Origin of the sequence: Chitinophaga sp. YIM B06452 (genome assembly GCF_039655965.1) — a bacterium.
Lineage (GTDB): Bacteria > Bacteroidota > Bacteroidia > Chitinophagales > Chitinophagaceae > Chitinophaga.
In genome coordinates, this window is the sequence record NZ_JAWLKY010000001.1 from 1271394 (window position 1) to 1292187 (window position 20794).

The following is a 20794-nucleotide window of genomic DNA, read 5'->3' on the forward strand; positions in this document are numbered from 1 at the left end:
CAGGTCAGATTTTAAGCGCAATTGATATGTCAAAAAAAGCAGTCTTCTATATCATCTTTTTCGTGGTGCTGAGCGTGGGTTTCATGGTGTTTTCGGGCCTGATGATCAAAGAAGGCACGGGTGAGTTTTTCGGGAAAGAAAAACTGCCGTTGCTGGGCACGCCCGGGCATAAAGTGCAGGGCTTTTCTTTTACGGACCAGGAAGGGAATACCGTCACGCAGGACCATGTGAAAGGGAAGATCTATGTGGCGGAATATTTCTTCACCACCTGCACCAACATTTGCCCGGTGATGAACAAGAACATGGAAAAGGTATACGCAGCCTATAAATCCAACCCGAACTTCATGATCCTGTCCCATACGTCGGACCCGGATTATGATTCCATTCCTGTTTTGAAGGCTTATGCTGAAAAACATGGCGCGGATGCGAAGAACTGGCACTTCCTCACCGGCAACAAACGGCAGCTGTATAAAATGGCCCGCGAAAGCTACCTGGTAGACGATGGCCATTTCACCGGGGAAGATGATTTCGTTCACACCCAATGGTTCGCGCTGGTAGATGGAGACGGGCAGATACGCGGGCTGTACGAGGGAACGAAAAATAAAGATATTGACAAGCTGATCAAGGATATTGACCGCCTTGTACACGAATAAAATAGTTTTAACATGCCTTCAAAGAACAAAGAACTCATAGTAGAGTTATTGAAGTCCAGTAAGCTGAGCATTACGGAAACGCGGGTTAAAATACTGGAGTTGTTTCTGAAAAGCAACGGTGCGCTGGAACATGCGGATTTTGAGAAATTAAGCGGGAAATCTTTTGACAGGGTAACCATTTACCGTACCCTGCAAACTTTCCTCGATAAAGGGATCGTGCACAAGATCCCGACCACAGACACTTCCGTGCGTTATGCCATCTGCCGGTCCGAGTGCCGGGAGCATGAGCACCATGACCATCACGTGCATTTCCGCTGTGAAGAATGCGGCAGCACGCAGTGCCTTGACGAAACCGACATCCCGGTGATCTCCTTACCGAAAGGCTATGACGTGCACAACGTGGAAGTGGTGGTGAGCGGGGTTTGCAAGGCCTGCCACTGATGAAGATCCTGCGGTATTAACCATATTGAAAAAGAGCGTTCTGACAATAGAACGCTCTTTTTTTATGCTTTGAATTTCGCTTACACGATCTTGTCGATCTCCTGCTGCACGAAACCTGCCAGCTCTTTCACATACTCCGGTGAGAAGTCGAAGCGGATGCCTGCGGCGGTGTAGAGTTCGCGCAGTGTTTTGGTGTAGCCCAGGCTAAGCGCTTTTTCGTAGTTGTCGAGCGCCTGTTGGGGATTCTCTTTGTATTGTTTCCACATGGCGATGGCGCCCAGCTGCGCGATGCCGTATTCGATGTAATAGAACGGCACTTCGAACAGGTGAAGCTGCCGCTGCCAGCTGCTGGCGCGGAAGTGCTCAAAGCCTTTCCAGTTCACGTTGCCGGGGGAGAATTCGTCCAGGATGCGCGTCCAGGCGGCGGTGCGTTCTTCCACGGTATGTTGCGGGTGCTCGTATACCCAGTGCTGGAATTTATCGATCGTGGCGATCCAGGGGAAAATGGTGATGGCCCTTTCCAGCTGCTGCAATTTCGCACGGCGCAGCTCTTCCGGGCTGTCGAAGAAAATATGCCAGTGGTCCATCGTGAAAAGCTCCATGCTCATGCTCGCCACTTCCGCGATCTCCATCGGGTATTCCTTGAACGCGCTCAGCTTCAGCGGGTGGCTCAGGAAGGAATGAATGGCATGACCACCTTCGTGCACCATCGTGGTAAGGTCTTTCATTTGTCCTGCGGCATTCATGAAAATGAAAGGCACGCCGGTTTCCGCCAGCGGACAGTTATACCCACCGGGCGCTTTATTCTTGCGGCTGTCCAGGTCCAGGCGGCCCATGTCTTTCATCACAGTAAGGCATTCCCCGAAAAAGGGGCGCAGTTCGTTAAAGCACTGGATGGATTTATTGATCATTTCTTCCCCGCTTTTGAACGGCTCCAGCGGCAGCGTGCCTTCGGGCTCCGCGTCGCTGTCCCAGGGCCTCAGTTCATCCAGCCCCAGCTTCACGCGCTGGCGTTCCAGCGACTCCCGCACCAGCGGCAGGATGTGTTCTTTGATGGCGGTGTGGAACTGGAAACAATCTTCCTTGCTGTATTCGAACCTGCCGAGCTCCACGAACTTATAATCGCGGTAATTCTCATAACCCGCGTTCAGCGCTACCTGGTGGCGTTTTGCAACGAGGGAGGAATAGAGCTCGTCCAGCTTGTCTTTATCCTGCAGGCGGCGGGTATTGGTTTTGGTGAACACTTCTTCGCGCAGGTTGCGGTCCGGGCTTTCCAGGAATTTGGCGGCTTGTTGCAGCGTATATTCCTGGCCGTTGATGTTGATGGTCATTGCGCCGGAGATCACGCCGAACTGTTGCGCCATCACGCTTAGTTCAGCCTGGATGGGAATGTTCTGTTCATTAAAAAGCTGTATCTGTTTTTTGACGTTGCGGAGGTAAGTGAAATACAGTTGCTGATCCAGCTGGTCTTTGTATTTACTGGCCATCAGCTTGCGGTTGAGCGCATCTGCGTAGGGTTGCAGCTTGGGCTGTATCTCCATGCAGAAGTAGGTGAATGCTTCTTCGTAGGATTTGTTGGCCGTGTCGCGCGTCATGCGGATCTGGCGCCAGCAGGCGTCTTCACTGATCACGGCTTCCAGTTCGCTGAGGTCTGCCAGCCATTGTTCGAGGTCTGCCTTGCTGTTGATCTCCCTGTTCTGCAGCGTTTCAAAATACGGTTGCAGTGCATCCCAGGTGGTCAGCGTAAAGTCTTTTGGTAAAAATTGCCTTGGCGGCGCGGTTATATGTGCATTTTGCATGACGTAAAATTAGGTCCGTAAAAATAAAGAAAAGGGCCGTACCAGGTTCAAGGTACAGCCCAACTCTACATATCGGCAGTTCGAAACTATTCTTCTGTTTTCTTCTTGCGGGTGGTCTTTGGTTTCTTTTCCTCTCCTTCTGCGGGTTCCGCGTCTGCAGCTGCTTTTTTAGCGGCGGCTTTCTTTTTCGGAGCTGGTTTCTCTTCTGCTGGCACTTCTTCGCCGGCAGCTTCTTCTTTCTTCGCTTTTGCCTTGGCTTTGGGTTTGGCTTCCTCTGCGGATGCAGCAGGGGCGGCTTCTTCCGCTGCCGTTTCTTCAGTTTCTTCCTCAAATTTGAGCAGGTCGTTCTTTTTGAGGATGGCGAACCATTTCACCATTTTTTTCATATCGCTTACGTATACGCGGTCCTCGTCGAATTCGGGGAACACGTTCTTAAAGTAAGCTTTGATAGCGTTGTTATCCGCTTTGGCGTCAGCCGGGGCGAATTGCGCTTCTTTTTCCTGCATTGCTTTGAAAACCGCTGTCAGGTTCACGTTATCACCCGTTGTAAATACTTCAATGCTTTCCAATGGGGTAAAATTATGTACCCGGGAAGACACGAAGCGGGTGCTTTGATCTTCCAGCGATCTTACAATAGCGCCGTCCTGTTTGCTGGCCAGCAATTGGAATAAACCGCCTAATCCGGTTACTGCAACAATTTCTCTGTACTGCATGAATTCATTTTTAAGAACGGCAAATATAAAAAATTAGCAATAGATATAACGCTGACAAATTTTCACCCGGCCGCCGCAGGGGCCGGGCATAGACCTCCCTTCAGCCATAGAAGCGGGTTCTGGCGGGAAATGTTAATCTCCCGGGAAATGGCTGTTCCGGGGTAAAAATGCCCTGTTTATCATAATTTCCCATCAATGCCACCTGCCAAGGCCGTCTTTGCCCAAAATGTCGTCATTGCGAGAAGCAGCGGGGGTTTCGTGCAGGAGCTGCGACGAAGCAATCTCCAAATACCGGGTACATCAATCCAATGCGGGGGATTGCTTCATCGCCCCGTTCGCTTTGGCCTTGCTGCTTCTCGCAAGGACAGGTTACCAGGCTTTCAGCCCTCCACACAATGATGGTTTATCTTCTCTTCAACACTACCGCCTGCTTCCAGGACTTCACCTTCCCGCCCGTATCAAACGCCCTGGTAAAAATGATATAAATGCCCGGCAACGCGGCCATTCCGCCTTCTTTCTGGCCATCCCAGCCAATGCGGCCCGTGTTACCGGCCAAAAGATTCCTGGCCAGGTGCCGGGCGATGCGGCCCTCTGCATCGTACACCGTGATATTGACGGTAAAGCCCGCTGCCGGAAGGTTCCAGCTGATGAAAGCCAGGTCGTCCACGCCGTCATTATCCGGGCTGAAAACCGGCGGCGCCACACTGAACCACTCTTCGCCCTGCATTTCCGGGGCCTGCTGCGAATTGCGGTAGCCTGGCGTGGCATAACCCGCCGCAGCAGCCGCGGAATGCCAGTTCCCCGGCTGCTGCGCGGGCTGCTCCATCGACAGCCTTTCGAGAGACACGCCCTTGGTATCATGTAAGATCCCGGCATGCATATTTTTGTGATAACTGCATTCATCCAGCACCAGCCCGTCTGCCTTCAGCAATACGATAGTCCCCACGTCCTGCGGCATCGAAGGCAGGGCCGGAACAGGCTCAACGCGGCCAAGGCAGGTATAATGCCGGCAAAGCGCCGCTGCATCTTCCGTAAAAGCGATGTATTCGCCGGGCATCAGCAGGTAAGGCGCGCGCAGCAAGGGCGACGGCGGTTTAAGCACACCCGGCTCATCGCGCTGGGCAAGATAAAGACCGTTCAGGTCGATGGCTTTTGTGCTGCGGTTATACAGCTCCACGAAATCCTGCGCGCCCTGCGGAGGATCAAACAAAAGTTCGCTGAGCACCAGGTCTCCCGCTGCTACCTCCTGCGGCAAAGCGTAGGATGCGGCGGTGGCGGGCATTTCCCGGCCAGTGCAATCCTGCAGGCCATGCAGGTTAATGTTGTAGATCTTCCCGGGAAGCATCGTTTCAGGCAGGCGCACTGAAAGCGTAGAAAATAAAGGCGCTTCGGCAATACCTATGTGCGAGGCGGACACACTGTCGAGCCCGGCGGTGTAGTGCAGGCGCAGGTGTTGGGAATCGATGACGGAAATACGTGACAATCCGGGCAGCGCAGGAGCCGGAATATTTACTTCCACCATATTCTTTCTGCCCGGCGACCCGCCCGCAGCAAAATTCTCCCCGCCCGCGCAGGGCCATTTCACATCTTTCATCTCCAGGCTCCAGCCGCCCTGCGCTTTAATGCCGCCGCCATACCACTCCGCATGGTAATCAATAGCATGGATCACCTGGCCTTTGTTGTCATACAACGTAAGCAGCTCGCCTTCATTCAAAAGAGAGAATGAACGTCCCGCGCTGAGAGAAGGCTGGAACATTGAAGCATTGGATGAGGAGGAGATCACCACTGCACTGTCCTGCAACAACTTGTAAGCGGGCAGCACCGCGTGTATGCTGCGCCCCTTCAGCAGCCAGCCGCCAAGGTCGATCTCATGGCCGCTTACATTGCGCAGCTCGATGTATTCGGCTTCGGGCAAACCTGCGGATGGCGAAGGGTCTGCCATGATCTCGTGTATCAATACATCATAACGTTTCGCCACATATGGTGGCATAACGTCTAATGACTTAATAATCACGTCATCAAAAAAATGTTCCGTGGGAAATGACGTGTCAGGTTGAAAATGCCGGCTCCGCAGTTTCCCGGCCTTCACCCCGAACGAGGTCCCGGGCGGGTTCTGTGCAAAATTTTCACTGGTAAATGATGCTGAAAGCTGCGCCTGTGCAGCAATGGGTAACAGGGCCAGCAGGAGGCCGCAAACAATGGGTTGCATGATCACAATATTTAATAGGTTAACAAACTCACCGAATATAACAAAATCTTCTTTTTCTGTATTAATTTTGGGTCCTCATTTTAATAATTAAATAACACAATGAAAGTAGCCGTAGTAGGAGCTACCGGACTGGTAGGCTCTAAAATGTTGCAAGTACTCGCGGAAAGGAATTTCCCTGTGACGGAACTGATACCCGTAGCTTCCGAGAAATCTGTTGGCAAGGAAGTGGTATTTAAGGGTAAGCCGTACAAGGTGGTGAACGCAGATACGGCTATTTCCATGAAACCGAACGTAGCCATTTTTTCCGCAGGCGGCAGCACATCGCTGGAATGGGCGCCCAAATTTGCGGCAGCAGGTATTACTGTGATAGACAACTCTTCCGCATGGCGCATGGATCCTTCCAAAAAACTGGTAGTGCCCGAAGTGAACGCGCATGCGTTAACGCCTGAGGACAAGATCATTGCAAATCCCAACTGTTCCACCATTCAAATGGTACTGGTACTGGAACCGCTGCATAAGCAATATGGCATTCAGCGCGTTGTGGTTTCCACCTATCAATCCGTTACAGGTACCGGCGTAAAAGCCGTTGACCAGCTGATGAATGAGCGCAAAGGCGTGGATGGGCCCAAAGCATATGCGCACCAGATAGACCTGAACGTGATCCCCCAGATCGATGTGTTCCTGGACAATGGTTATACCAAGGAAGAAATGAAGATGGTGAAAGAAACCGTTAAGATCATGGGCGACGAAAGCGTAAAAGTAACGGCCACGACTGTACGAATTCCTGTAATGGGCGGGCATAGCGAAAGTGTGAACATACAGTTCGCGAAAGACTTCGACCTGGCGGAAGTACGCAGCATCCTGGCAGCGGCTCCCGGTGTTGTGGTGACGGATGATCCTGCAAATGCAGTATACCCGATGCCGAAAGATGCGCATGATAAAGATGAAGTTTTCGTGGGCCGTATCCGCAGGGATGAGTCGCAGGCTAACACGTTAAATTTGTGGATCGTGGCAGACAACCTGCGTAAAGGCGCGGCAACAAACGCTGTACAAATCGCGGAATATCTTAATCAAAAGAACTGGTTATAAACCAGTTGAAAAATAAATTATAAAAGGCCGGAAAGTGTTATAACATTTTCCGGCCTTTTTGTTTGAAATTGTTATAAAGCTGCTGCTCAATCACTTACCCCTAGCTAATTTCAACCGATTATCAAATAGTTTGATCTGTCCGTTTCCATAATGGTACCATCCACCGTTTAGTGTCAAGGAATTATACAATTGAACATTTGGAATTTGTAAAATTTTAATGTAATTTCATTTCCCCGTCAAAAAAATACGATGAGGGTTATACGAAAAATCTGTCCTTGAGTGCACTGAGAGGGTGCCACCTGTCCAACTATTATTTCTTCGTTCATTTTTTGTTAATGCAGTGCACATAAAAACTACACAGAAGTAGTATTGATATGTGGGGGATAAAGTCCAACTTTGATATTACAATCCTATGCTAATAAATTCTTTATCTGAAATTTCCATGAAAACTAAACTATCAAACTAAACACCCTTTATCCTATGAAAACCAACACGAACCGTGAACTTTTGTTAATGCACAAGTTTACCGAAGAGTGGAGCACTAATTTTTCCTCGCAAGTCTCCCGCATTATGAACATCGTAGATCAGAAAGATACGCTCGACGGTATCATCCCGATCATCGAAGTTGCCAATGTCTACAATCAGAAATTTGCACAAACCAGGGTTGACAAAGAAAATTTATTGAAGAACCGTAAATCCCGCCCGTTTGAGTTTTTGATACACAAGAATTGATTTACTGTTTTCCTCAACATGTTTCCGTCCTGTTACATGTACGAAATTTTACACTAGTTGCCGGGAGAACTTACGACAAGTTTTTCTCCGGTAACTAGTATAAGAAGTGGGTGGTAGTTTTTATTCTTCCTGTGCGTGGTTTAGAAAATTGATAAAGGGTTGCATGACGGCGAATTTTTTCAGTAATTCCCGTACAAGTGTCGGCTGGATGGTTTCTTCATCGGTAATGCCTGCATTCACCACGAGGCTCTTGAGTTTGATATAAGCAATAGCGGGATTGTCTTCATGATATCCCTGGGGCGCGGTCTTCAATGAATCGCCGTTCACTTTCCCGAATACACGGATAAAATCCTTCTGTCCCACGATCCCCTGGAATTCTTCGAAATTATAATCTATTTCCTGGCGTACCTTTTTGAGCATGGGCGCTTCCGGCATCCACAGGCCGCCGGCTACAAAGCTGTTCCCTCCCGGCTCCAGCTGGAAATAATAACCTGCATACGGGCTCTTTTTGCCGCCTTTGGCAAAGTATGCGCCCATATTGGTCTTGTAAGGGGTTTTGTCTTTGGAGAACCGTACGTCCTTATAGATGCGGAACACGCAATCCTTAACGCTCAAGGCTTCCATTGCCGGGTCCATACGGGCCAGCCCGTCTATTAATTGCTGGGTGAGACTGTCGAAATCCTCTTTGGCCTGCTGATACTGGGTCTTGTTGTCGTCAAACCAGGGTTTATTGTTGTTCTGCCTGAGGTCTTTCAGAAATTTCAATGTGGAACGTTGTAGCATATAATATAGCCCCTTTGGAGGCCATAAGATACAAAAACTCCTGTTTGCCAAACGGAAATTTTCCGCCGGGCAAACAGGAGCCTGGTAAAGGGCCGGCTAAAATAACCGGCCCTTGTGCATAATGGTTTGGTTAAACCTTCTTATATGAGCCTGTGATTAAGATCAGAATTTATAGATCGCCGCCAGCAGCACATTAGCGGAAGAGCTCTTGGGCATATTCTCCTTGTCGAAGAACACGTCTTTGGACCCGCTGTCGAACCGCACCTCGGGGATCAGCGTGAAACCGCCGATCTTGTACTGCGCGGAAAGCGTGAGTGCAAAGATGTTGCCGCCTTCAGGATACTCTGTTTTATCTGTATATACTTTGATGTTGTCTTTATCGCCGAAGTATTCGCCACGCAGCGTCAGGCCGATGGTTTCGTTCGGGTCGTAGCTGAAGTACAGCGCAGAACCGTACCAGTTGGTGCTTACGCCGTTCTTATACATGGAGTAAGTACCGTTGTAACCGATCCCGAATTTGGGGGCTACCTGGTAAGTGATCACCGCATCCAGCTGGTCGTTGCGGGTCTGGAAGGTGTCCCTGCCGCCGATGTAGTTCAGGTAGAATTTTAAAGGCACGCTCGCCGGCGCAAAGCCGTACTGGGCGCCGATAAACTTGATCCCACCCCAGGTGGCAGATTTGAAGTCAGTCGGGTTAAACACCCCTACCATAAAGCTGTGCTCCCCGAATGTCAGATCTGCCTTCACCCCGGTGTGGAAGAAGGGTCCGTAGGAAAACATATATGACATGCTATAGTTCCTGTTGGCATATGCGTCCACCAGTTCGTAACCTACGTGCGTAGCATAACTACCCATGGTGAATTTCAGCCAGGAAGCCGGAGCATAGGAAATGTACAATTGTTTGATGGCCAGGCGGGTCTTCTCATCGTTGTAAGAGAAATCTTCCGCTCTTTTACCGAAACCGATATCCGCTACCATGCCCACGTTTTTGAAGGAGCTTTCGAGCTTGAGGGATATCATATTCAATTCAAATGAGTTGTGCGTATTGGTAAAGCTGGTCTTACCGTCTGTGCTTTCGTTGAAGTTGTATTTATAATAAACATCAGCGGAGCCGGAGAGCTTAAAACCAGGGGGCAGCAGGCGTAAGGAATCCTGGGCTTGGGCAGACATAGCGAATAAGACAGCCAGGAGTGCGAATAAACTTTTTCTCATCATGGGAATTTTGAATTTGGTTAATAAAATGATTAAGGGTTTGGCTGCTGATTTTACGTTGAGGTGCTGATTCCTGCCGGGCAAAGCGATTCCGGATCGCTCGCCGCCACGGCGCTTTTGGCTACCGTGGCGACAAACAATGTATCCGGATCAAACAAAAGGAACTAACTATAGTGGTTGATAAAAATTGTAAGGGATAAAGGACTAGTGGTGCTGAACACCTACTTCTTCTTCAGCGATCTTGCCATGACCGTTTACGCTCATCATGTTGGGATGATAGATCTCGTTGTGCTGGGTAACGTCCAGGCCGAGTTCTTCTTCTTCTTCAGTAACGCGCAGCGGGTGGATGAAGTTGATCACTTTGAAGATCAGCCAGGATACGGTGAAGCTGTAAGCTACTACCAGGAGCAGGCCGAGTACTTGTTTGTAGAACAGGCTGAAGTTTCCGTAAGCCCAACCGTCTGCAGCAGCAGGGTTGATAGCGGTGGAAGCAAATACGCCTGTGAGGAGCATGCCGGTCATACCGCCTACACCGTGGCAGGGGAATACGTCCAGCGTATCGTCGATGGAAGATTTGTTTTTGAAGTGAACCACCAGGTTGGAAACGATGGCTGCAACGAAGCCGATGAACAGGCTCTGCGGAACGCCTACGTAACCTGCAGCGGGTGTAATGGCAACCATGCCAACTACTGCGCCGATACAGAAACCAAGCACTGAAGGTTTGCGGCCGCGGATCACGTCAAAGAAGATCCAGGAAAGACCGGCAGCAGCGGTGGCAGTATTGGTAGCAGCGAAGGCTGAAACAGCCAGGCTGTTGGCAGCCAGGGAAGAACCGGCGTTGAAACCGAACCAGCCGAACCAGAGCAGGCCTGTACCGATCAGTACGAAAGGAATATTCGCAGGCTGCAGTTCTTTTTTCTGAATATGATCCTTACGGCGTTTCAATACCAGGGCACCGGCGAGGGCAGCGCAACCAGCGGAAATATGCACCACGGTGCCACCTGCAAAGTCAAGCACGCCGAGCTTGAAGAGGATACCGTCTGCATGCCAGGTCCAGTGCGCGATAGGCGCATATACCAGGAGGCTGAACAGTACCATGAACAGTACATAAGAGGTGAAGCGGATACGCTCTGCCACAGCGCCTACCACGAGGGCCGGGGTGATCACCGCGAATTTCAGCTGGAACAGCGCGAACAATAATAAGGGAATAGTACCCCAGGGCTGTCCCGAACCTACATTATTAAAGAAGAAATAGGTGGAAGGGCTACCGATCAGCCCACCCTGAGATTCGCCGAATGCAAGGCTGAAACCAACCACCACCCAGATAATGCTGATGAGGCCGGTTGCGATAAAGCTTTGCATCATGGTTGAGATCACATTCTTCCTGTTCACCATGCCTCCGTAAAAGAAGGACAAACCAGGTGTCATTAAGAATACCAGGGTAGTTGCCACCAGAATCCAGGCAACATCTGCAGCGTTGTACTTGCTTGCATCAGAAAAAGTAGGCACAGTTGGGAAAAAAATGCCAATTACTGCAAGCGCAGTCAAAAATATGAATGGCAGATAATCCTGAAATGAAATTTTCTTCATAGCGTTTCATTTTAAATTTCGTAATAAAAGTAGTTATGGGCTTTAAAACTTCAAATAGAAGGGCTGAAAATTGGAAAACTTTGAAAATATGGGGAAATACAGGGGCGCAAAAGCAATCACATTGCAATAAATTACAATATAAAATATGTTTTTGGGTATTATGACAAGGTTAAGAGAAGGTTAAAATCAGGTATAACTATATGATATTCATTAATTTGTAATGCTAGTCAGCTATGGGTTACAAAAATCTAATCCGCCGGTACTAATGTGCTACTGCAAAATACATAAAACCGACTGAAACGCTTGACTGTAAAGGGATTAAATATTAAAAGGGATAATACTGTTTCTCAGGAAACCGCATTATCCCTTCATTCATATTACAAATATTTCTATCTAATGTTTGTTGTTTTAGCAACTACTTCCGCTTCATATTCTCCAATTCCTGCTGCATGGCAAACATCTGGTCGCGCAAACGGGCCGCTTCCATAAAATCTAGGTCCTTCGCCGCCTTTTCCATCTCCTTTCGTACCCGCGTGATCGATTTCTCCATCTGCGGAATGCTTTGCACGGTATTCCGGTTGAAAGCAACGCCCTCATCGGCCACCACAGCCATTTCATCGTGCACGGCATACGGGCTGCTCTCGTCAAAGTTGCGGATAGACAGCACGGACGTCTGCCCCATGATCTGCTCCTTCGATTTCAGCACGGTTTTCGGCACAATTCCATGCTCCTCATTGTATTTACGCTGCTTTTCGCGCCTGCGATCCGTTTCGTCGATGGTGCGCTGCATGCTCTCTGTGATCTTGTCTGCATAAAATATAACCAGCCCATCCACGTTCCTTGCCGCGCGGCCGGCAGTCTGCGTCAGGGAGCGCTCATCGCGCAGGAATCCTTCTTTATCTGCATCCAAAATGGCCACCAGCGATACTTCCGGCAGATCCAGCCCTTCCCTCAGCAGGTTCACCCCCACCAGCACATCTATATTGCCCAGGCGCAGGTCGCGTAATATCTCCACCCGCTCCAGGGTATCCACCTCCGAGTGGATGTAACGGCTCTTTATATTGATACGGTGAAGGTATTTGTCCATTTCCTCGGCCATCCGCTTGGTGAGGGTGGTCACCAGCACGCGGTCGCCTTTCAGCACGCGTTTGTCGATCTCGTCCAGCAGGTCATCCACCTGGTTCTTGCTGGGACGCACTTCTATCGGCGGGTCCAACAGGCCTGTGGGCCTTACTACTTGCTCTACCACGATCCCCTCGGTTTGTTTCAGCTCGTATTCGCCGGGGGTGGCACTCACAAAAATGGTCTGGTTCAGCAGGTTCTCGAACTCATGGAAGTTCAGCGGCCGGTTGTCCAGCGCGCTGGGCAGGCGGAAACCATAATCTACCAGGGTGAGCTTGCGCGAGCGGTCGCCGCCGTACATACCGCTCACCTGCGGGATGGTTACGTGGCTTTCATCTATCACCAGCAAAAAGTCTTTCGGGAAATAATCCAGCAGGCAGAAGGGGCGCGTGCCGGGCCTCCGCCGGTCCAGGAACCGCGAATAGTTCTCGATCCCACTGCAATAACCCAGCTCGCGGATCATCTCTATATCATAATTAACGCGCTCGGATAAACGCTGCGCTTCGATGAGCTTGCCTTCGGCCTTGAAGTATTCCACCTGCGCGGCCAACTCGTCCTGTATTTCATGGAGGATCTGCACCATCAGGTCTTTCGGGGCCAGGTAAAGGTTGGCGGGAAATATCGCCGCCGTGTCCATCATGCCGATGCGTTTACCATTACTCACGTCAAAGCTTTCGATCTCTTCAATTTCATCGCCGAAGAAAGTAATGCGGTAACCGTAGTCTACATAAGGCAGATTAATATCTACCGTATCGCCCTGCACCCTGAAGTTGCCGCGGTTGAAATCGCCGGTGGTGCGGGTATACAGCGCGTTCACCAGCCCGTGCAGCAGCGTGTTGCGGCCAATGGTGAGCCCTTTGTGGATGCGGATGATCCCGTTCTCGAAGTCTGTAGGGTTACCCATACCGTATATGCAGGATACGCTGGCCACCACGATGATGTCCCGCCTGCCTGACAGCAGGTTGGACGTGGCGCGGAGCCTGAGCTTGTCCAGCTCTTCGTTGATCGCAAGGTCTTTTTCGATATAGGTGTCGCTCACCGGCATGTAGGCTTCCGGCTGGTAATAGTCGTAGTAGCTCACAAAATATTCCACCGCGTTCTCCGGGAAGAATTGTTTGAACTCCCCGTAAAGCTGCGCCACGAGGGTCTTGTTGTGCGTCAGCACCAGGGTGGGCTTCTGTGTGTTCTGGATCACGTTGGCAACGGTAAAGGTCTTGCCTGAACCGGTAACGCCCAGCAGGGTCTGTGCCAGTTCACCGTCCTGCAGGCCTTCCGTCAGTTGCCGGATGGCCTCAGGCTGGTCGCCGGCGGGTTTATATGGAGCATGGAGCTTAAAGGGCATAATTTTACTGATTTGTATCCGGGATCACGAATTTCGGATTTTATAAGGGAACAAACTTGTTAAAGTTTTCTCTGCTCAATTCAGAATTCCAACCGAAATTCGGGTACAAAATTCGACAAACCGCTTTACATGAAGAAGTACTTTTTTAGCCTGGCATTGACCGCCCTGATACTGGCCAACAGCCTGCAGACCCGCGCCTGGGGCCCCACGGGGCACAGGGTCACGGCAGAGATCGCGTCCTTTTACCTCAGCCCCAAAGCCAAACTGGCCATCAGCAAGATCATCGGGAAGGAAAGCCTGGCCATGATCGCCAACTGGCCCGATTTCATCAAATCGGATACCACCGGCGCCTACAATCATACGTCCCCCTGGCATTACCTGGACTTTCCCGGCCATATTTCCCGCCAGGAATTTGACCGCCTGCTGGCGGAAGCCAAGGGTGAGAACCTTTACAGCCAAACGCTGGCGATGATCAAAGAGCTGAAATCCCCGTCTGTCAAACCGGAACGTAAACGTTTTGCGCTGGCGTTCCTCGTACACATGATCGGCGATATGCACCAGCCCCTGCACGTGGGCCGTGATGAAGACATGGGCGGCAATAAGATACAGGTCAGCTGGTTCGACCGGCCTACGAACCTCCACAAAGTATGGGACGAATACCTGATCGATTTCCAGCAGTACAGCTACACGGAATATTCCAATATCCTGAACCGCGTGGTGACCGCTTCCGCCGCAAGATCCATGCAGACGGGCAGTATCCAGGACTGGATGTGGCAGTCGCATGTATTGTCTGACAAGATCTACGACCGCACCAACAGCGGCGACAAGCTGAGCTACCGGTATAATTTCCTGTTCGTGGAGGACCTGAACAACCAGCTGCTGAAAGGCGGGCTGAGGCTGGCGCAGGTGTTGAATGATACGTTCAAATAACTTCTTTCCTTATATGAAAAAAAAGAGCGTGCAGGTTTGCACGCTCTTTTTTATTAGAAATTCAATTCAATGCTATACTAAATCGATATCGAAATTGACGAGCTGAACGAATTGTTCCAGCCGTGCGCTGATATCTTCTTTGGTAATTTCCCTCAGCTTCTGGGCGCCGAATTTCTCCACGCAGAAAGAAGCCATGGCAGAACCTACGATGATGGCGGTTTTCATGTTTTCGAAAGAAATATCCTTCGTTTTGGCGAGGTGGCCTATAAAGCCGCCTGCAAAGGTATCGCCCGCGCCGGTGGGGTCGAATACTTCGTCCAGCGGCAGGGCGGGCGCAAAGAATACGTGATTGCCATGGAAAAGCAGGGCGCCGTGCTCGCCTTTCTTAATGATCAGGTATTTGGGGCCCATGGTGAGTATCTTTTTCGCGGCTTTAACGATGGAATATTCGCCGGTCAGCTGGCGTGCTTCGCTGTCGTTCACCATCAGCACATCCACCATTTTGAGGGTTTTGAGCAGGTCTTCCAGTGCAACGTCCATCCAGAAGTTCATCGTATCCATCACGATCAGCTTGGGGCGCGGGTTCATCTGGTTGATCACGCTCATCTGCACCTGCGGGGTGAGGTTGCCGAGGATCAGGAATTCGCTGCCCTGGTAAGACGGCGGGATTACCGGCTGGAAATCAGCCAGCACATTCAGTTCCGTAACCAATGTATCGCGGGAGTTCATATCCAGGTGGTAGCGGCCGGCCCAGTAGAAAGACTTTTCATCTTTTTTTACCTGCACCCCATCAAGGGCAACACCGCGGTTGGTAAGCGCATCCAGTTCTTCCTGGGGAAAATCCCCGCCGATAACAGACACCTGGTTCACAGGCTGAACAAAGTTTGAAGCAGCCCACGCAATGTATGCGGCAGATCCGCCAACGATCTTATCAGATTTACCAAAGGGCGTCTCGATATCGTCAAACGCCATGGTACCCACTACGGTAAGAGACATGTATAGAAAGGATTAGAGGTTTAAAACGCAGCAAATGTAACAAATTCGCTACTAAACCTTTACTTTCTTCCAGTTTCCTCTCCTGAATATAACAATGGCAGTCACCGCGATGGCCGATTCCGCGATCACGATCGCCCAGAACACGCCCGTGGGGCCCCATTTGAAGACGATAGCCAGCAGGTAGGCCAGCGGTATTTGCAGCACCCAGAACCCGAACAGGTTGATGTAAGTGGGCGTTTTAGTGTCGCCGGCGCCGTTAAACGACTGGGCCATCACCATGCCGAATGCATAGAACACGTACCCGATGCTGATCAGGCGCAGTCCTTCGATGCCGTAGGCCAATACGCCTGCGTCTTGCGAGAACACGCGCAGGATATAGGGCGCGAACACCATAAAAATGACGGATATGCTGCCCAGGAAAAACATGTTCAGGTAAGCCGCTTTCCAGACGCTCTTTTCAGCCCTTTCCGGCTCCTTTGCGCCCAGGTTCTGCCCTACCAGCGTAGCGGCGGCATTGGCAAGGCCCCATGCCGGCAGGATGGCGAATACGATGATGCGGATAGTGAAAGTATAACCAGCCATAGCATCCTCACCAAACTGCGAGATGATGCGCATGAGGAATATCCAGCTGGCGGAGCCGATCAGCATCTGTAAAGCGCCGCCGGCAGCCAGTTTGACCATTTTCAGGATCACGGAAAGCCTTGGCCGGGCATGCCGCCAGTTCACGGAGATCGTTTTTTTGCCGCTAAGCAGGTAATACAGTTGATACACCACCCCTGTGCCGCGGCCGATCATGGTAGCGATAGCCGCGCCTTCGAGACCCAGGGCCGGCACCGGTCCCCAGCCGTAGATCAGCAGCGGGCAAAGGACGATATTGAGCGCATTGGCCAGCACCAGGCTTTTCATGGCAATGCTGGCGTCGCCCGCGCCACGGAAGATGCCGTTGATGATGAACAGGAATACGATCACCACGTTGCCGCCCATGGCGATCCTGGTATAACCGTGGCCGTATTCCACCATGGCTGCATCCGCACCCATCAGCGTCAATACTTCCCGCGACCATATGAGGCCTACGATACTTACCACCAGGGAAAAGCCAAGCGCGAGGTATAATGCCTGCACAGCGCCTTTGGATGCGCCTTCAGGGTCTTTTTCACCTATGCGTCGGGCCACCAGCGCAGTGGCAGCCATGCTGATGCCGAATGCCAGGGCGTAAATGAGGCTCAGCACAGATTCCGTGAGACCCACCGTCGCAATGGCCGCCTTGCCGAGGTGACCTACAAAATAGGCGTCTACCAAGGCAAACAGCGACTCCATGCTCATCTCCAGCACCATCGGTATGGCCAGCAGGATCAGCGCCCGGTTAATGCTGCCTTCGGTGTATATTCTTTCTTCGCCTTTAAGGGCTTCTTTAATGAGCGTAAATAATCTTTTCGTACGCGAAATAACGTGCGCCATGTATCTGCATGCTTTTACTGAAATAAATAATCGGGTGAATTGCGTTCCAGCTGAAACGCCAGTTTTTTTGAGCGAGGTCCGTCAGCATTATGGCCGACACGTTTAGAATTTCATATGCGTAAAATTGAAGGCTACAAAGGTAGGAGAATGTTTGATTCAGCCGGGGGCTTTTTTATGAATCCGGCTCGTCCGGCAGCGTGGCCTGACGAAAAGGTTTTGTCCCGGGAATGCATGCCACAACGGGATCGCACCGCCCTATAATTTCCAGATATTTCTGAACCGTCCTGTAACTTTTGAACCCTTCGCCCGTTTTATTCCCGGTATCACAACCGGAAACATAGACTGAAGCACAAACTTATTGACGGAAACCACGCTTCAATGCCATGCCCTTACCAACCGGAACGGTAGCCGCTGAGATGTGACCATCACGCGGGCTCCTGTTCCGGGAGGGTTATGGATCTTTTTCCTCCTCCCTGATTTATTCGTACAATTTTTAGTTGATAGATGGATTCAGCTGTCCTGCTGTATGGCAGGGCAGCTTTTTTTATTCCCCGGGAAAAAATAAAGTAGCCGGGCTTCTCCCGGCTACAGATTGTATATGAATAGGATATGGTTCATGATGGGAAGGAATTCCCGGTAAGAACGACTTTACTGCTTTGCATTTAATTCCGTAATACTTTGAATTCCGTCCGCCGGTTCAGCTGGCGGCCATCGGGATTGTCCTTACCGTTGGGCAGGGTGTTAGGCGCCACCGGCCTGGATTCGCCATAACCTTTGCTGACAACCCTGCTGGTGGGAATGCCTTTGCCGACCAGGTAATCCACGCAGGATTTGGCCCTGGCGTTGGAAAGTTTCAGGTTGTAAGCGTCCGTGCCTTTACTGTCTGTATGCGCACCCAGCTCGATCTCCATTTTCGGGTTATCCAGCAGCAGGTAATACAGGCTGTCCAGGATCAGTTTCGATTCGGGACGCAGGGTAGCTTTGTTGTAATCGTAGAAAATATCGTTGATCACGATGGGTTTGTTGATCTCGAATCGTTTCAGGCACACCGTGGGGTTCATCATGGAATCTACCATGGAGAGCTGTTCGGTGTTGAAGGTGTAGTTCTTGGAGAAATAATTATCCTTTTCGATCACCACCCGGTATTTTTTATTCATTTCCACTTCGAACATGTAATTGCCTGCAATGCCCGACTGCTGTACTTCCACGGCTTTTTGCATGCTGTCCAGCAAGGTGATCTTCGCGCCCTGGAGCGGCTTGTTCGTTTCGCAATCCAGCACCATGCCGCCGGCCATTTTCACCCTTCTTTTGAAGGCGAAGATCTCCAGGCAACAGATGGATTCGCGGTCTGAGCTGATGAAGCCTTTCTGCATAGCGCTGGCCGGTGTGAGGCCGGCGTAATACTGGTCGTCTTTCGCGGAGTTGATGGGATAGCCCATATTTTCCGGGGTAGACCATGCGCTGCTGAAATCGCCTTTGCTCGAATAGAAGTCCTGCCCGCCAAAACCCACGCGGCCATTAGAACTGAAGATCAGTACCTGTTTCGCGGGATCGTAGAAGGGCGCGCTTTCGTCGCCGGGGGAATTGAGCGTTTTGCCCATATTGCTGGGTTCGCTGAGGCTGCCGCCGTTGATGGACGACACCCAGAGATCGAACTTGCCGGCGCTGCCCGGGCGGTCTGAAGCGAATAACAGGTATTTGCCATCTGCCGTTACGAACGGTTCTTTATCATTGTATTCCGCAGCTTTGAAGAGCAGTTTCGGTTCGGTCCAGCCATTGCCGGAGCGGGTGCTGCGGTAGATGGATGATTTTTTCTGACCGTCCTTCACCGTCCAGCGGGTTACGTAGAGCGTGTTGCCGTCCGGCGCAATGGACGCCACGCCTTGTTCCACGCCTTTCTCCATCGGAATGGTTACTTTTTCCCTGCTGTTGAAATTGCCCTGGTCGCCCGTTGCAACATAGAGGGTATTGATGAAGGGATTTGTTTTTTTGTTGATGAGCGAAGAGTCCGGCCGGGATGAAGTGAAATAAAAGGTCCGGTCGTTCACCGGTACCGGCGCGTAGTTGGCGCCGCCCTGGTTGATGTTGCCGGTGACCTTTGCCACTTCATACCGCGGCGGGTATTGCATTTCTTCGATCGCGAATTCGCAGTTCTTTATTTCCAGGTCCGCATTCTTCGAATGATCGTCGAATGTTTTGTATCCTCCTTTGAATTGTTTGAATTGCGCCAGCGCTTTTTCGTAATCCGCGGAAGTTTTTGCATTGGACCTCACGCATACCGCATACCAATAGCGGGCCAGCGGGAATTGTGCGGCGTCGAAGCTCGTGGCTTCCTCATAATATTTCGCCGCGTTGCCGAAGTCGTTATACATACGGTATGATTCCGCGAGGCGGTACACCACCTGTTCGTAATCTTTGAGTTTCTTCTGTTTGCTCTTGCCGTCTTTATCCAGCTGGTAGGGCCTGTATTCGCCGGGTTTCACGGAAAAGGTGCCCAGGGCTTTGCTGTAATACTGAGCGGCGGAGTAGAAGTCTTTCTGCTCGAAATACAGATCGGCCGTGCGTTTGTAGTCCTGTACGTATTGGGCTTGCAGGGAGCTGAAGAGCCCGGCCAGCGCCAATATGCATATGAGTGTAAATCTTTTCATAAGGTTCATCGTTTGATGTTACTGGGGCGGTAATTATAACCTGGGGCAAATGAAATATTCAGGCTGCATGATCCTGCGTTTGCGGCCGATGAAAGACAGCGATACTTCAAACGCGTTGCTGCCTTTAGTGAGCCTGCGCAGGTTGGAGGTATTGGCGTCGTAGCTGAGGCCGAGCGTGAAATTCTTGTAATGGAAACCCGCAAACGGCGTAAGCGCGTCGTTGATGCGGTAGTTGGCGCCCAGCAGCAGGTCAAATTCGAGGTTCACCCTGATCTGCGAATAAACGCCTGCAACAATTTCTTCTGCGTTGCCCTGGCGCATGTAAAGACCATGCGGCGTAATGCCCACCATGTCCGTCAGCCGTATGCGCGAACCGCCATGCACGGTATACCGTATGGGCAGCGACCGGCTTTCCTGGTCTTCCGCCACAAACGGGTCTTCGGGCTGGGTAAGATGCGCTCCGGCCACGCCGATGAACGGGTTGAAGCGATGGTTGGGGTTACCGTCAAACAGGAGAAGGCCGGCATTAGCGTCAAAAACAGTAGAGGAAGTGGCGCGCAGCGTTTCCCCGGAAGGAATGCTGGGATCGAAGCCCATTACGGGATTGTATTGGCTGCCCAGCTGGAATTTGGACTGGTCTACCCGGCGGTTGATCACACCCGCCTGGATGCCTGCTACCAGCTGCGTGGTACCGTTCTTGCCCATTTTAACACCGCTGTACGAAACGGTAGCCATGGCGTTGAAGTAATTGTATCCTGCATCGCCGGCAGACATATTCAGCGCTGTAATGCCCAGGCCAAGGTTCTTCTTGGTAGGCGCGTCGAACGAAACGCCGGCGGTGGAGTAAGGGTTGCCGAAATTGGCCCATTGGTTCCGGTAATTCCCGGTAAGCCTGTAATCCCCGTCTATCACGCCTGCCAGCGCAGGGTTCAGCCATAAAGGATAAGCATAATACTGGGAAAAATGCGGGTCTACCTGTGCGTTCGCGTTGTTTGCAAATAATGCGCAGAAGAACATCACAGTGATTAATATTTTATTCTTCATAGGAACATATTTTTAGTGTTTTGTTAAGCCGGA

16 protein-coding genes are annotated in these 20794 nt (G+C 51.0%); 5 read left to right on the plus strand and 11 right to left on the minus strand.

The window, feature by feature from the left end; all coding sequences use genetic code 11:
• The first annotated feature begins 26 nt into the window (after window positions 1–26).
• Window positions 27–653: an SCO family protein gene (locus tag R3I13_RS04910; RefSeq protein ID WP_346316810.1), complete on the plus strand. Its 627-nt coding sequence runs from the start codon at window positions 27–29 to the stop codon at window positions 651–653.
• A gap of 12 nt (window positions 654–665) precedes the next feature.
• The gene (locus R3I13_RS04915) at window positions 666–1094 is read left to right on the plus strand and encodes a transcriptional repressor (protein WP_346316811.1); all 429 of its coding nucleotides are present in this window, start codon (window positions 666–668) and stop codon (window positions 1092–1094) included.
• 80 nt (window positions 1095–1174) lie between these two features.
• Here R3I13_RS04915 and R3I13_RS04920 read toward each other — a convergent pair whose 3' ends face one another.
• From R3I13_RS04920 to R3I13_RS04930, 3 genes are all read right to left on the minus strand, one after another.
• The gene (locus tag R3I13_RS04920; protein WP_346316812.1) at window positions 1175–2893 is read right to left on the minus strand and encodes a M3 family oligoendopeptidase; all 1719 of its coding nucleotides are present in this window, start codon (window positions 2891–2893) and stop codon (window positions 1175–1177) included.
• A gap of 86 nt (window positions 2894–2979) precedes the next feature.
• Entirely contained in the window at window positions 2980–3606 is a 627-nt protein-coding gene (locus R3I13_RS04925; RefSeq protein WP_346316813.1) for a DUF5606 domain-containing protein, read from the minus strand.
• Between the two features lie 403 nt (window positions 3607–4009).
• Complete coding sequence (locus R3I13_RS04930; RefSeq protein ID WP_346316814.1) at window positions 4010–5815, minus strand: lamin tail domain-containing protein; 1806 nt, start codon at window positions 5813–5815, stop codon at window positions 4010–4012.
• 99 nt (window positions 5816–5914) lie between these two features.
• Here R3I13_RS04930 and R3I13_RS04935 point away from each other — a divergent pair, with 99 nt between their 5' ends.
• On the plus strand, window positions 5915–6904 hold the full coding sequence (locus R3I13_RS04935) for an aspartate-semialdehyde dehydrogenase (protein ID WP_346316815.1): 990 nt from the start codon (window positions 5915–5917) through the stop codon (window positions 6902–6904).
• A gap of 480 nt (window positions 6905–7384) precedes the next feature.
• Window positions 7385–7636: a hypothetical protein gene (locus tag R3I13_RS04940; RefSeq protein WP_120517340.1), complete on the plus strand. Its 252-nt coding sequence runs from the start codon at window positions 7385–7387 to the stop codon at window positions 7634–7636.
• Window positions 7637–7756: 120 nt separating this feature from the next.
• Here R3I13_RS04940 and R3I13_RS04945 read toward each other — a convergent pair whose 3' ends face one another.
• From R3I13_RS04945 to uvrB, 4 genes are all read right to left on the minus strand, one after another.
• Entirely contained in the window at window positions 7757–8401 is a 645-nt protein-coding gene (locus tag R3I13_RS04945; RefSeq protein ID WP_346316816.1) for a DUF2461 domain-containing protein, read from the minus strand.
• A 180-nt stretch (window positions 8402–8581) separates the two neighbouring features.
• Window positions 8582–9631, minus strand: coding sequence for a porin (locus tag R3I13_RS04950; RefSeq protein ID WP_346316817.1), 1050 nt, complete (start codon window positions 9629–9631; stop codon window positions 8582–8584).
• Between the two features lie 204 nt (window positions 9632–9835).
• On the minus strand, window positions 9836–11221 hold the full coding sequence (locus tag R3I13_RS04955) for an ammonium transporter (protein WP_346316818.1): 1386 nt from the start codon (window positions 11219–11221) through the stop codon (window positions 9836–9838).
• Between the two features lie 415 nt (window positions 11222–11636).
• A complete protein-coding gene (gene uvrB, locus R3I13_RS04960; protein ID WP_346316819.1) occupies window positions 11637–13685 on the minus strand; it encodes an excinuclease ABC subunit UvrB in 2049 nt (682 codons plus the stop codon).
• A 129-nt stretch (window positions 13686–13814) separates the two neighbouring features.
• Between uvrB and R3I13_RS04965 the strand changes: the two genes are divergently transcribed.
• Window positions 13815–14615 (plus strand): S1/P1 nuclease, encoded by an 801-nt coding sequence (locus tag R3I13_RS04965; protein ID WP_346316820.1) that lies wholly within the window; start codon window positions 13815–13817, stop codon window positions 14613–14615.
• 72 nt (window positions 14616–14687) lie between these two features.
• Here the strand turns inward: R3I13_RS04965 and R3I13_RS04970 are convergent, their stop codons facing one another.
• The 4 genes from R3I13_RS04970 to R3I13_RS04985 form a co-directional block, all read right to left on the minus strand.
• Window positions 14688–15611 (minus strand): PfkB family carbohydrate kinase, encoded by a 924-nt coding sequence (locus tag R3I13_RS04970; protein WP_346316821.1) that lies wholly within the window; start codon window positions 15609–15611, stop codon window positions 14688–14690.
• A 51-nt stretch (window positions 15612–15662) separates the two neighbouring features.
• Window positions 15663–17069, minus strand: a complete 1407-nt coding sequence (locus R3I13_RS04975) for an MATE family efflux transporter (protein WP_346316822.1) — start codon at window positions 17067–17069, stop codon at window positions 15663–15665.
• A 662-nt stretch (window positions 17070–17731) separates the two neighbouring features.
• Window positions 17732–19717 carry an OmpA family protein gene (locus tag R3I13_RS04980; protein WP_346316823.1) on the minus strand — a complete coding sequence of 662 codons (1986 nt, stop codon included), beginning with the start codon at window positions 19715–19717 and terminating at the stop codon, window positions 17732–17734.
• A 33-nt stretch (window positions 19718–19750) separates the two neighbouring features.
• Window positions 19751–20761 carry a PorP/SprF family type IX secretion system membrane protein gene (locus tag R3I13_RS04985; RefSeq protein ID WP_346316824.1) on the minus strand — a complete coding sequence of 337 codons (1011 nt, stop codon included), beginning with the start codon at window positions 20759–20761 and terminating at the stop codon, window positions 19751–19753.
• Window positions 20762–20794: the final 33 nt, after the last annotated feature.